Raw genomic sequence first — 11,903 nt, forward strand, 5'->3', positions numbered from 1 at the left:
TGGGTGGGGTCAGCGCGTCATCATCTGCAGCGGCCACATGACGATCTGCGGGAAGACCACGAGCAGCAGCATGACGATGGTCTGCGCGACCATGAAGGGAACGACCCCCTTGATCGCGCCGCTCATCGGGATCTTGGCCACGCCGCACACCACGTTGAGCACCGTGCCCACAGGTGGCGTGACCAGCCCGATCGCATTGTTCATGATGAACAGCACGCCGAAGTACACGGGATCGATTCCCGCCTGCTTGAGCACCGGCATCAGCACCGGCGTCATGATGAGCACGGTGGGCGTGAAGTCGAGCGCCGATCCGATCAGCAGCACCAGGATCATCAGCGCGAAGGTCAGCAGCATCTTGTTGTCCATGAGCGGCTGGACCAGGTCGGCGAGCTGCTGCGGGATGTTGGCGGTGGTGATGAGCCACGCCGACACGCCTGCCGCGGACACCAGGAACATGATGACTGCAGTGGTCTCGGCCGCGCGATAGAACAGGTGGAAGAGCTGCTTCGGCTTGATCTCGCGGTACACCAGCACGCCGATGAGCAGCGAATACACCGCCGCGATGACGGCGGCCTCGGTCGGCGTGAACACGCCGAACTTGAGGCCGCCGACGATCACGATCGGCAGCACCAGCGCCCACAGCGCCTCGCGCGTGGCCGTCAGGCGCTCGGCCGTGGTGCGCTTCGCCTCCACCTTGGGCTTGTCCCGGCCGATCGACCAGCGCCACGCGATCATGATCGACAGGCCCATCAGCACGCCGGGGACGATGCCGGCGATGAACAGCTTGGTGATCGACACCCCGCCGGTCACGCCGTACAGGATCATGCCGATCGACGGCGGGATCACCGGCGCGATGATGCCGCCGCAGGCGATGAGTCCGCATGAGCGGTTGACGTTGTAGCCGGCGTTGCGCATGAGCGGCACGAGCACGGCGGCGAGCGCGGCGGTGTCGGCCACCGCCGATCCCGACAGCGAGGCCATGATGACCGCCGCCACCACCGCGACGTAACCCAGGCCGCCGCGGATGTGGCCCACCCAGGCCATGGCCATCATGATGATGCGGCGCGTCATGCCGCCCGCGTTCATGAACTCGCCGGCCAGCATGAAGAACGGCACCGCGAGCAGCGGGAAGCTGTTGGCGCCGTCCCACATGTTCTGGATCACGATCTGCGGATCCGTGACGCCCATGAAGAACATCATGGCGAGTCCGCAGGCGATGAGCGCGAACGCCACCGGCATGCCCAGCGCCATGAAGCCGAGCAGGGACGAGATGAAGACGGCGATCGTCATGGCTTGGCGCTCCCGGTGATCGGATGCTGGGCGGTCTGCTCCTCGATCTCGTGCTCCGCCTCCAGCGCTTCGCTCATGCCCTCTTCGTGCACGTCGATCAGCTCTTCCTCCGTCACCTGGCCCGTGAACAGGCGCACCAGGTTGGAGATGCAGATGATCGCGATCGCGGTGCCGGTGAGGTAGCTCACGCCGAACACCCACAGCATGCTGACCTGTGCGACCGGCGAGGCGTTGCCCTTGATGATGTCGTGCTGCAGCCAGGTGCCGTAGACGATGTAGAGGCAGCAGATCAGCATGACGGCCTGGCTGATGCCCCAGCAGACCTTGCGTCCCAGCACCGGCAGCGCCTGCACCAGGATGTCGACGCCGAGGTGGGCGCGGCGGCGCATGCCGACGATCGCGCCGAGGAAGGTCATCCACACGAAGGCGAAGCGCGGCATCTCCTCGGACAGGTCGATGCCGGTGTTGAAGAACAGCCGCAGCATCACGTTGCCGAACACCATGACCAGCATGACCACCATGCAGATCACCATCACCACTTCGAGCGCGCGGGTCAGCGCATCGGCGAGGGCCGTCAATGTCTTGCCCATGGGAGTTCCGTGTTGTTCGTCGATGGGGCACCGGGCGGCCGAAGGCCACCGGGCGCTGCTGTCACGCTACTTGGCGGCGCGAGCCTTCTCGATCTCGGCGTAGAAGCCCTTGACGAAGTCCTCGCCGATGATCGGCGAGAACTTGGCGACCGTCGGCTTGACCTTTTCCTGGATGCGCGCCAGCTCGGCCGGGCTCACGGTGTTGATCGTCACGCCGGCGGCCTTGAACTTGGCGATGACGTCGGCGTCGCCTTCGTCGAGCAGCTTGCGTTGCAGCAGGCCGGCCTCGACAGCGGCTTTCTGCACACCCGCCTTGTCGTCGGGCGACAGCGTGTCCCAGAACTTCTTCGACGCCACCAGTGCTACCGGCGTGTAGACGTGGTTGGTGACGGAGATGAACTTCTGCACTTCCTGCATCTTGTTGGCGTACATGTGCAGCAGCGGATTCTCCTGGCCGTCCAGCGCCTTGATCTCGAGCGCCGGGAAGACCTCGGCAAAGGCCATCGGCACGGCGTTGGCGCCGATGGTCTTCCACGTGTCGAGCGCCACCGGATTGGCCATCACCCGGATCTTCAGGCCGTTGACATCCTCGAGCTTGGTGACGCTGCGCTTGCTGTTGGACAGGTTGCGAAAGCCCATGCCGGTCCATGTGAGCCCCACGAGGCCGGCCGGCTCGATCTTCTCGAAGATCTTCTTCGACGACGCGCCGTCCAGGACCGCGTAGACCTCGCGGGTGTTCTGGAACATGAACGGCAGGTCCCAGACCTGCACTTCCTTGACGCGGGTGGACAGCGGCGCCAGCGTGCCGATGTAGAGCTCCTGCGTGCCGGCCTGCACCGCCTGCAGCTGCTTCTCGTCGCTGCCGAGAACGGCGCTGTGGTACGCCTGGATCTTGACGTTGCCCTTGGTGTAGGTGGATGCCAGCTCGGCGAACTTGTTCATCGCCGCGGCCTGCGGATGCGTCTCGGGCATGGCGTGGCCGATCTTGGCCTTGACCTCGGCCAGCGCCGCGGTGGAGGTCAGCGCGAGCGCCGCCATGGCGGCCATGGCCAGCCGGCGCGTTGCCGGGAAGGAAGAGGGGTTGGACTTCATGGTTGTCTCCGTCTGGTGTGTGAAGGGATTCGCGTTCTCTGCGGAATGCGAGCTAGGGTGTCTGCAGCGTGCCGTCCGGCAGGCGCGTCTGCGTCCAGGTCGTCACGCTGCTGTCGCAGGGGTACTTGGCTGCCTCGGCCTCGTTCAGGTCGACGCCGAGGCCGGGCTTGTCGTTGGCGTACACGAACCCGTTGCGGAACTCGGGCAGGCCCGGAAAGACGTCGAGCAGCGCGGCGCGCGGGCCTTTGAGCTCCTGGATCACGAAGTTCGGCGGCTCGGTGCCGGACCATTCCTGCACGCCGAAGTTGCGCGCGGCCAGGTCGATGTGGATGTTGGCCGCGTGCGCCAGCGGCGACATGTCGCCGGGGCCGTGCCACGCCGTGCGCACGCCGAACTGCTCGGCGAAGATCTGCAGCTTGCGCCCGGGCGTGATGCCGCCGACCTGGCTGAGGTGCACGCGGATGAAGTCGATCAGGCGTTCCGTGATGAGCGTGCGCCACTCCAAGGGATGGTTGAACAGCTCGCCTTGCGCGAGCGGGGTGTTGGTCTTCGCGCGCAGCTGGCGGATCCATTCGCCTTCCTCGAGCGCGATCGCGTCCTCGAGGAAGAAGAGGTCGAAGCGCTCCAGCTCGCAGGCGAAGCGGATCGCGTCGATCGGCTTCAGGCGCTCGTGCACGTCGTGGCACAGCGCGACGTCGTTGCCGACGCGGCCGCGGATCTCGTCGAACATCTTCACCGTCTCGCGCATGTACTTGCGGGAGTCGAGGTACACGCCCTTCGGTGCGCCCTCCGGCGCGCCGGCCGGGGCCGCGCCGAATGCACCCCCGCCGTAGCCGCCGCTCTGGCAGCGGATGTGCGTGATGCCTTGCTCTCGGTACTTCTGGATGTTGTCGCAGAGCTCGGCGATGTCGCGGCCGTCTGCATGCCGGTAGATGGGAACGCCCTCGCGGCACTTGCCGCCGAACAGCTGGTACAGCGGCATGCCGGCGAGCTTGCCCTTGATGTCCCACAGCGCCATGTCGACACCGGAGATCGCGTTGTTCTCGATCGGTCCGTTGCGCCAGTAGGCGTTCTGGTGCATGAGCTGCCACAGGTCCTCGATCGCGTGCGCATCGCGGCCCACCAGCAGCGGGCGCAGGTACTCCTCGATGAGGCACTTCACCGCCAGGTGGCGGTAGGCGAAGGTGGCGCAGCCCAGGCCCACCAGGCCCGGCTGGTCGGTCTCGACCTTGACCACCACGAGGTTGATGCCCTCGGGAGCTGTCAGGACGACCTTGACGTCGGTGATCAGCGTGGTGCCCATGTCACCGCTCCGGCACGCCGACGGCGTGACGCGACGCATCAAGCGGCCGCCGCGGATCCGGCTTTGCCGGTCCGCCGGCGGCGCCCCCTCGAGGGGGAGCGCCGAAGGCGCTTCGGGGGTGTTTCATAACACCGACAGCCAGCCGCCGTCGACGTAGATGATCTGGCCGTTGACGTAGTTGGAGGCGGCCGAGGCGAGGAAGATGGCAGCGCCCACCAGCTCCTCGGGCTTGCCCCAGCGCTGCGACGGATTGCTGCTCTTGACCCAGGCGTCGAACTGCGGGTTGTCGACCAGCGCCTGGTTCATGTCGGTGAGGATGTAGCCCGGGCCAATGGAGTTGGCCTGGATGTCGTGCCGGGCCCACTCGGCGGCCATGGCGCGCGACAGCAGCTTGATGCCGGCCTTGGCCACGGTGTAGGGCGCCACGGTGGCGCGCGCGGCCTCGCTGGTGAGCGAGCCGATGTTGATGATCTTGCCGCCGCGGCCGCGCGCCACCATCCGCCTGGCCGTTTCCTTGCCGACGAGGAAGGCCGCGGTGAGATTGGTGTCGATCACGCGCTGCCAGTCCTTCAGCTCCAGTTCGAGCATGGGGGCGCGATGCTGGATGCCGGCGTTGTTGACGAGGATGTCGATCTCCAGGCCCTGCTGGTCGAACGCGTCGAATGCGGCGGATACGGAGTCTTGGTCGGCCACGTCGAAGGCGGCGCCGCGCACGTCGAACCCCTGTTCCTTCAGCTTGGCCACGGCCTGGTCGACGGCGGCCTGCTGGCGGCTGTTCACGATGACCCTGGCGCCGGCGGCCGACAGGCCCTGGGCGAGGGCGAAGCCGATGCCTCGCGTCGAGCCGGTGATCAGCGCCGTGCGGCCCGAGAGGTCGAAGAGAGCGGTGCTCATCGAAGGGGTCTCCTGTTGTCGCCAACTTTGTATCACGTATGATGTTTGTCGGACAAGGAGTTCTCCGATACTCACGAGTGGACAATTCTGTAGTCTCGCAGCTGCAGCCGGTCCGCACTTTTGGACATTCGTCATACGTGCTATAAGAGCTGCATGACCGCACGATCCTCGGCCCCGAGGGCCACGTTTCAGGAGCAGGTCCTGCACCAGCTCGGCAAGGACATCTGCGCGGGTCGGTATCGGCCGGGACAAGTCCTTCCTTCGGAGCCGGAGCTGTGCGAGCGCTTCGGCTACAGCCGCATCGTCATCCGCGAGGCGATCAAGTCGCTGGTGGCCAAGGGGATGCTGGAAGTGAGCCGGCGCGTGGGCACGTTGGTGCTCGAGCTCTCGCGCTGGAACCTCTTCGATACCGACATCATCGCGTGGCGTGCCGAATCGAGGCAGCCCGATCCCACGATGGCGCGCGACCTCGCCGAGTTGCGGCGCGTGGTGGAGCCCGCGGCCGTGCGCCTGGCGGCCGTCCGGGCCAGCGACAGCGATCGCAAGGCGCTGCGCGCGGCTTACATGGCCATGGAGCGCGCCGTTGCAGGCAAGGGTGACTACGTCGAGGCGGACCTCGCCTTTCACGCCACCATCCTGTCGGCCTGCGGCAATCAGTTTCTGCGGCAGATGCAGGAGGCGATGTCCGCCATGCTGCAGGCCAGCTTCAAGGTCATCTCCGAGAAGCCGGGCGGGCCGGCGTTCTCGCTGCCGATGCACGAAGCGATCTGCGTGGCCATCGAAAGGGGCGATGCCGAGGCGGCCGAGCGCGCCGCGCTGGTTCTCATCGAACAGGCGGAGTCGGACCTTCAGGATCGTCTGCGCTTGCGAAAGGCCGACCCTCGCTCGTCCGCAAGAAGTGCGGCCCATCGGACGCGCGAGCGCACGGCACGAAGCGCGTGAGCGGCATGGTCATCCGCCGTTGTCCCCCGATCAGGCCCGCGCGTTCCTCTTGATGCCGAAGCGGTCTCGATAGGCCTGCGGCCCGATGCCGGTGAAGCGCTTGAACAGGCTACGGAAGTAGGCGGCATCCTCGTACCCGACAGCGACGCTCACCTCCTGCACGGTCCTGCGCTCCGCTTCGAGCAGGTGCTTTGCTTGCCAGGTGCGTGGTGTCTCGACGAGCAGCGATTTCGATGTCTGAACCGCCACCTCGTGACCGAAATACTTTTCCACCAGGTAGATCCGACAAGCGAAGCCGTCTAGTGGTCACAGCGTTGTCCGCCTGCCGGGAGGCAGGCGGCGGGCGCGCAGCTCAGTGCGTTTCTGAGAAGTTTCGGCTGTTGAAGATGCGGCCGGCCATGCGAGCGAGCATGCTGGACTCGGCGCGCGCCGGCATCGGCGCAGGGTCGATGAACACGCTGGCGTTGCCGAGCTGGACGACCGTCAAGGGAGTTCCGATCTGGGCGCGCACTTCGGCGCGCGTCAGGGTGCTCGGCGGATCGACGAACTGCGTCGCCTCGCTGGCGAATGTTGCGGTCGTGGCAGCGGCAAGGAAAAGGGTCGCGAAGACGGTCTTCATGGAGGGCTCCTTAAGGGCAGCGGGTCCAGCAACGCAACTCGCGGCTGGTGCTGCTCCGTCGTGCGGCAAGAGCAAACCTGACGCAGGATGGCTCGTGAAACCCAAACGACATCAGAACGTGATCGTCGCGTGACGAACCTGGGCCCGAACGGTGGGCACGACCCGCGGCACGGTAAACCTGATGCTCGAAGCACTGGCTCGAGCTCCGACTCGGGCAGACGTGGCGTGAGGCATTGGGTGTCCGGCGAGGCGTCCTCAAGCTGAAGCCGTGACGCCGGGCCAGATGGCGCCTCCTCCATGGCAGCCCGGCCTGCTGACAAGCCATGGTTCGCTTCTTGCAATCTGCACGCGGGTCGCCCAGCGTCCGACGACCCACTGCCGCGGTGGCCCCTGGCCTGCGCGGCACTTCGCTCCATCGTCAGCAACCCCGGAACCCCACAGTGTCTCGACATCCCGTCATCCGCTTCACATGGTGCCTCGTCGGCGCCGCCGCCGGAATCACGTTCGCCTTGTGGCTCGTGGCGCCGCCGATCTCGCCTTTTCTGCTTGCGTCGCTTGGTGGCTCCGCGGTCTTCCTCTTCGGCCTGACACGCGCTCCTGCAGCGCAACCGCGTGCGCTTTTCGGTGGTCACCTCGGTGGCGCCTTGATCGGCATCGTCTGCTACCAGAGTTTCGGCGAGGCCCCGTGGGTCTATGCGTTGGCGCAGGTCCTCACGCTCGGATTCATGCTGCTCACGAAGACTGTTCATCCCCCGGCCGGTGCGAACCCTCTCATCATGGTTGCCGGACACGCGGGGTTTCATGCCCTGTGGAACGTTGTTCTTGTGGGCGTGCTCGCCCTGGCGGCGATGGCATTTGTCTGGAGCCGCATGTTGCCCGGACTCGCCCGCTATCCGCTTGCCTGGCTCGAGCGATCGCCGCCGTCCATTCTTTGGGGCGGTTGGAGCGACTAGTTGTGGCCTGTAACGGCCGATTCGGAAGTGCCTGCCGCGCAGGCGACGCGCATGGCGGCGTTGCAAATGCTCGCGATGCCTACGGGCATCGCTGCGCTTTGCGCCTTGCCCTGCGCGCCGCCTGCGCGGTCTTCACTCCCGAATCGACCGTTACAGGCCACTAGTAGCAGAGAGCAGGCAGACGCGAGGGTTTACAGAAATGTGACTTTCGAGCCGCGTCAGAGGACGAAAGACCGGACGACCAAGCATCGGCGCTCGAATTGCCGAGCTGCCCCGGTCCTTCACCTTCAACGAGGAGTCTCGAATGAACGTTCACCGTCGACGCTTTGCCGTCCACGCTTCAGCTCTCGCGCTGGCCGCTGCCGTTGCCGCGCCGGCATCGGCTCACGATGGGGGCCATGGCTTTCACGCACGGAAGGTCTTCACCAGCACGAACTCGCCCGGCAACAACGAGCTTCTGGTCTTTGCCCAAGGCAGGAGCGGCGAACTGGTGCTGACGGCACGTGTGGCCACGCAGGGCCAGGGCACGGGCGCGGGCCTCGGCTCCCAGGGCGCCGTCACGCTCAGCACGGATGGACGGCATGTGTTCGTGGTCAATGCTCGCAGCAACACGGTGTCGACGTTCGTCGTCCGCGATGACGGCGTCGCACTCGCATCGGTGGTCGACTCGGGCGGCTTCCTGCCGATCAGCGTGACCGAAGACGACGGCATCGTCTACGTGCTCAATGCCGGCGGCGCCGGAAACGTGGCGGGGTTTCGCAACCACCATGGCGAGCTGAGGCCGCTGACCGACGGGACGCGCCCGTTGTCGGCGTCGGGCGGCACGAACCCGGCCCAGGTCGGCTTCGGCGCCGATGGCGAGATTCTCGTCGTCACGGAAAAGGCGACCAACCGCATCACGAGCTATCCGGTGCATCGCAACGGGGTGCTGGGCAAGGCGGTCGTGACGGCGTCGTCCGGCGCGACGCCGTTCGGATTCGCGTTCGACCGGCGCGACCACCTGATCGTGTCCGAGGCAACCGCCAGCGCAGCGTCTTCGTACTGCTTCGACGAGCGGTCCGCGACACCGACGCTGGTGAGCGCTTCCGTGCCGAACACGCAGGCTGCCGCGTGCTGGGTGGTGGTGACGCCCCACGGCAAGCACGCCTACACGGCCAATGCGGGCACCAGCACGCTCAGCAGCTACCGCATCGCGCGTTCGGGGCGGCTCGAGCTCGCGAACGCGGTGGCGGCGAGCACAGGCGCCAACGCAGGAGCGACGGACATGGCGGTCTCGTCGGATGGGCGCTGGCTGTTTGCACTTGCGCCGCGCAGCCTGCAGATCGTTGCCTTCGAGCTCGCGCATGACGGCAGCTTGCTGCCGGCCGGCGCCGCTGGCGGGTTGCCGGCGGGAAGTGTGGGGCTGGCCGCCAACTGACGCGCGGACGCGCCGAACCGTGACAACGCCTCACCCGGGGCGTTCGATCCAATCAGGACCTTCGGCCGCGGACCAGCCCCACGCTGCCGTGCTGCGGCATCACCGCGATCGCCATGCGCACCAGGTGCGACAGCGAGGTCGCGCCCATCTTCTCGATGATGTGGGCGCGATGCGTCTCCACCGTGCGAGTGGACAGTCCCAGCTCGTCGGCGATGAGCTTGTTCTGCCGGCCTTCGATCACCTGCGCCATCACCTGCTTCTCGCGCTCGGTGAGGCTCGCATACCGCCGTTGCAGCTCGCCGCGCTCGCCCGCCACGTCCTGCAGGTGCAGCGAGCGCTCGATGCCTTCGTGCACGCGGTCGAGCAGCGCCTGGTCGTGGAACGGCTTCTCCACGAAGTCCAGCGCACCGGCGCGCATTGCCCGCACGGCCATCTGGATGTCTCCATGGCCGGTCATGACGATGACCGGCAGCGCGATGCCGGCTTGCGTCAGCCGCTCCTGCAGCTCGAGGCCGCTCATGCCGGGCAGTCGCACATCGACGACAAGACAACCGGGCGAGCCGCTCTCGTAGTCGGCGAGGAACTCCTGCGCCGACGCGTAGGTCCGCGACTTCAGGTTCACCGAGCGCATCAGAAGCGCGAGTGCCTGCCGCACATCGGCTTCGTCGTCGATCACGTGGACGATCGGCTCGGGCGCACTCATGCGCTGTCTCCTGCGTCATCGGCGACCGCCGGCAGGGCGAGGTGGAACAACGCGCCGCCGCCAGTCTCGTCGAGCCACAAGCGTCCGCCGTGCGCTTCGGCGATCGAGCGGCTGAGCGCCAGGCCTACGCCCATTCCCCCCGGCTTGGTGGTGAAGAACGCGTCGAAGATGCGGGCCGCCGCGTCGGGCGAGACACCGGGTCCGCTGTCTTGCACGGACACCCACGCTTCGCGCCCTCGGCGCTGCGTCGATACCGTCAGCACGCGCTCCATGCTCTCGGCCTGCTGGATCGCCTCGATGCCGTTGCGCACGAGGTTCAGCACGATCTGCTCGACCTGGATCGGGTCGACATGAACCAGCGGCATCGCGTGGGTCGCCAGATCGAGGCGCAGCTGCACCCCGCACTGGCTCGCGTCGGCGCGACACAAGTCGATCACCTCCCGCACGAGGAAATTCGGGTCGACCGGCATGGCTTGCACTTCCTGCTGGGCAAGGAAGCCGCGCAGGCGCTGGATGATCTCGGCCGCGCGCTCGGCCTGGTTGGCAACACGCTCCAGCGTGTCGCCGAGCTCGTTCGGCCCCACGCCTGCGGCGAGCAGGCGACGGCACGCCTGGGCATAGGTGCGAACGGCAGTGAGCGGCTGGTTGATCTCGTGGGCGATCGCCGATCCCATCTCGCCCATCGCGCTGATGCGCCCCACGTGCGCGAGTTGCTGCAGATGCTGGCGTGCCTGCTCCTCGGCACGCAGGCGATCGGTGACGTCGCGGCCCGCGGCGATCACGGCGGTGATGCGGTTCTCATCGTCCACCATCGCCTTTTGCGACCAGGCGATGCAGCGCCAACCTTGGGTGGTCGCCAGCCGCTCCTCGAAGTGCGCCTCATGCGGCGGCATCTCCAGCGACTGCCATGCCGCTTCGAACCGCCCACGATCTTCCTGGGCCACGGCGGGCCTGAGGCGCGAACCCAGCAAGGCTTGCTCTTCCGCGCCGAAGAGACGGCAGAACGACGGGCTGACGAAGAGCAGCCGCTGCTGCCCGTCGAGCTTCACGACCACGTCGGTCTGGTGCTCCACCAGCAGCCGGTAGTGCTCCTCGCTTGCACGAAGCACGTCCTCTGCGCGCTTGCGACGCAGCTCGGCCGACGCGCGCGAAACGAAGATCTGGAACAGCGGACTCGCGAGGATGGCGACGTCCAGCGGTCCCTCGGTCTCGAAGGCGACGTGACCGATGAGGAGGCGCCCGCTGGTGTCGAAGATGGGCGCGCCAAGGTAGCCGTCGAGGCGCAGGCGGCGGGCCCTGGGGTACAGCTCGCCGAGGCCGTCGCTGACGCAATAGACCCGGCCGTCGCGGATCGTGCGTTCGCATGGCGTGCCAGCGATCTCGAACTCGAAGTTCGGCCGCATTTCGGCGTCGTACCAATACGCCAGCGTGCGCACGCGCGTGATCGGCTGGTCCACGCATTCGGCGATGAAGGCGCGACGCAGGCCGAAGGCGGCCGCGAAGTGGCGGGTCAGCGTGTGGAAGAAGTCGTCTCCGGTCAGCGGCGCGGTGGCGCGAGCGATCCAGCGCAGCATCTCCTCGTTGCCTTGCCGGCGCGTCGGATCGCAGGCAATCAATGCGATCGCCTCGACACGATCGTCCGCATCGCGCAGCGGACGCAGGGAGATCTCCACGGGGACCGCATGGCCGTCGGGGCGACACAGCAGTGTGGCGCACGAGGCCCGCTCGCCCCGGCAGGCGGCCTCGAAGGCGGCGTCCCAGGCTGTGTGTTCGCCGTCGGCGATGCGCATGCGCCACGGATCGCCGGCGAACTCGGCCGCGTCGCGGCCCAGCAGCGCGGCGAGCGCGGGATTGGCCAGGCGCAGCATCCCCTGCGCATCGAGCAGGCCCACGCCATCGTCGACGGCGTCGAGGAGCATCCCCTGCAGGTCCCGCGTGTGCGGTTCGGGCGGCATCTCGGCGACGGCTTCGAGTGGCATTCGGCGCTCCCCCAGACGACCCATTCTGACGCGGCCCTCGCCGCAAGGGAATCCGTAGTGGCCGAAGTGCAATGTCGGCAGTCACGGATGGCGGGGAAAGGGTGCGGCTTCTACAGTTTGC

General features: G+C 67.0%; 12 protein-coding genes. 3 read left to right on the forward strand and 9 right to left on the reverse strand.

The window, feature by feature from the left end:
• Positions 1-9: 9 nt before the first annotated feature.
• From P7V53_RS08705 to P7V53_RS08725, 5 genes are all read right to left on the reverse strand, one after another.
• On the reverse strand, positions 10-1,290 hold the full coding sequence (locus P7V53_RS08705; protein WP_280155090.1) for a TRAP transporter large permease subunit: 1,281 nt from the start codon (positions 1,288-1,290) through the stop codon (positions 10-12).
• Positions 1,287-1,880 carry a TRAP transporter small permease gene (locus P7V53_RS08710; protein ID WP_280155091.1) on the reverse strand — a complete coding sequence of 198 codons (594 nt, stop codon included), beginning with the start codon at positions 1,878-1,880 and terminating at the stop codon, positions 1,287-1,289. The genes P7V53_RS08705 and P7V53_RS08710 overlap by 4 nt, the downstream gene beginning before the upstream one ends.
• A 66-nt stretch (positions 1,881-1,946) precedes the next feature.
• On the reverse strand, positions 1,947-2,972 hold the full coding sequence (locus tag P7V53_RS08715) for a TRAP transporter substrate-binding protein (RefSeq protein WP_280155092.1): 1,026 nt from the start codon (positions 2,970-2,972) through the stop codon (positions 1,947-1,949).
• 52 nt (positions 2,973-3,024) lie between these two features.
• The gene (locus tag P7V53_RS08720; protein ID WP_280155093.1) at positions 3,025-4,275 is read right to left on the reverse strand and encodes an enolase C-terminal domain-like protein; all 1,251 of its coding nucleotides are present in this window, start codon (positions 4,273-4,275) and stop codon (positions 3,025-3,027) included.
• Positions 4,276-4,398: 123 nt separating this feature from the next.
• The gene (locus P7V53_RS08725; protein WP_280155094.1) at positions 4,399-5,169 is read right to left on the reverse strand and encodes an SDR family oxidoreductase; all 771 of its coding nucleotides are present in this window, start codon (positions 5,167-5,169) and stop codon (positions 4,399-4,401) included.
• 120 nt (positions 5,170-5,289) lie between these two features.
• On the opposite strand from P7V53_RS08725, the gene P7V53_RS08730 reads away from it, so the two are divergent.
• Positions 5,290-6,111, forward strand: a complete 822-nt coding sequence (locus P7V53_RS08730) for a FadR/GntR family transcriptional regulator (protein ID WP_280155095.1) — start codon at positions 5,290-5,292, stop codon at positions 6,109-6,111.
• Between the two features lie 30 nt (positions 6,112-6,141).
• On the opposite strand, the gene P7V53_RS08735 is transcribed toward P7V53_RS08730, so the two are convergent.
• A complete protein-coding gene (locus tag P7V53_RS08735) occupies positions 6,142-6,384 on the reverse strand; it encodes a helix-turn-helix domain-containing protein (protein ID WP_280155096.1) in 243 nt (80 codons plus the stop codon).
• Between the two features lie 79 nt (positions 6,385-6,463).
• A complete protein-coding gene (locus tag P7V53_RS08740) occupies positions 6,464-6,730 on the reverse strand; it encodes a hypothetical protein (RefSeq protein ID WP_280155097.1) in 267 nt (88 codons plus the stop codon).
• Between the two features lie 440 nt (positions 6,731-7,170).
• Here P7V53_RS08740 and P7V53_RS08745 point away from each other — a divergent pair, with 440 nt between their 5' ends.
• Both P7V53_RS08745 and P7V53_RS08750 read left to right on the forward strand, forming a co-directional pair.
• Positions 7,171-7,683 carry an HPP family protein gene (locus tag P7V53_RS08745; RefSeq protein ID WP_280155098.1) on the forward strand — a complete coding sequence of 171 codons (513 nt, stop codon included), beginning with the start codon at positions 7,171-7,173 and terminating at the stop codon, positions 7,681-7,683.
• A 304-nt stretch (positions 7,684-7,987) separates the two neighbouring features.
• Complete coding sequence (locus P7V53_RS08750; RefSeq protein ID WP_280155099.1) at positions 7,988-9,100, forward strand: beta-propeller fold lactonase family protein; 1,113 nt, start codon at positions 7,988-7,990, stop codon at positions 9,098-9,100.
• Between the two features lie 52 nt (positions 9,101-9,152).
• Here the strand turns inward: P7V53_RS08750 and P7V53_RS08755 are convergent, their stop codons facing one another.
• Both P7V53_RS08755 and P7V53_RS08760 read right to left on the reverse strand, forming a co-directional pair.
• On the reverse strand, positions 9,153-9,803 hold the full coding sequence (locus tag P7V53_RS08755; RefSeq protein WP_280155100.1) for a response regulator: 651 nt from the start codon (positions 9,801-9,803) through the stop codon (positions 9,153-9,155).
• A complete protein-coding gene (locus P7V53_RS08760; protein ID WP_280155101.1) occupies positions 9,800-11,782 on the reverse strand; it encodes a PAS domain S-box protein in 1,983 nt (660 codons plus the stop codon). The genes P7V53_RS08755 and P7V53_RS08760 overlap by 4 nt, the downstream gene beginning before the upstream one ends.
• Positions 11,783-11,903: the final 121 nt, after the last annotated feature.

Origin of the sequence: Piscinibacter sp. XHJ-5 (assembly GCF_029855045.1) — a bacterium.
GTDB lineage: Bacteria > Pseudomonadota > Gammaproteobacteria > Burkholderiales > Burkholderiaceae_C > Albitalea.

Excerpts from the sequence above, each read along its gene's own strand:
- P7V53_RS08715 (WP_280155092.1), bottom strand. The coding sequence starts at position 2,972 with ATGAAGTCCAACCCCTCTTCCTTCCCGGCAACGCGCCGGCTGGCCATG.
- P7V53_RS08710 (WP_280155091.1), bottom strand. The coding sequence starts at position 1,880 with ATGGGCAAGACATTGACGGCCCTCGCCGATGCGCTGACCCGCGCGCTC.
- P7V53_RS08725 (WP_280155094.1), bottom strand. The coding sequence starts at position 5,169 with ATGAGCACCGCTCTCTTCGACCTCTCGGGCCGCACGGCGCTGATCACC.
- P7V53_RS08760 (WP_280155101.1), bottom strand. The coding sequence starts at position 11,782 with ATGCCACTCGAAGCCGTCGCCGAGATGCCGCCCGAACCGCACACGCGG.
- P7V53_RS08740 (WP_280155097.1), bottom strand. The coding sequence starts at position 6,730 with ATGAAGACCGTCTTCGCGACCCTTTTCCTTGCCGCTGCCACGACCGCA.
- P7V53_RS08705 (WP_280155090.1), bottom strand. The coding sequence starts at position 1,290 with ATGACGATCGCCGTCTTCATCTCGTCCCTGCTCGGCTTCATGGCGCTG.
- P7V53_RS08755 (WP_280155100.1), bottom strand. The coding sequence starts at position 9,803 with ATGAGTGCGCCCGAGCCGATCGTCCACGTGATCGACGACGAAGCCGAT.
- P7V53_RS08720 (WP_280155093.1), bottom strand. The coding sequence starts at position 4,275 with ATGGGCACCACGCTGATCACCGACGTCAAGGTCGTCCTGACAGCTCCC.
- P7V53_RS08750 (WP_280155099.1), top strand. The coding sequence starts at position 7,988 with ATGAACGTTCACCGTCGACGCTTTGCCGTCCACGCTTCAGCTCTCGCG.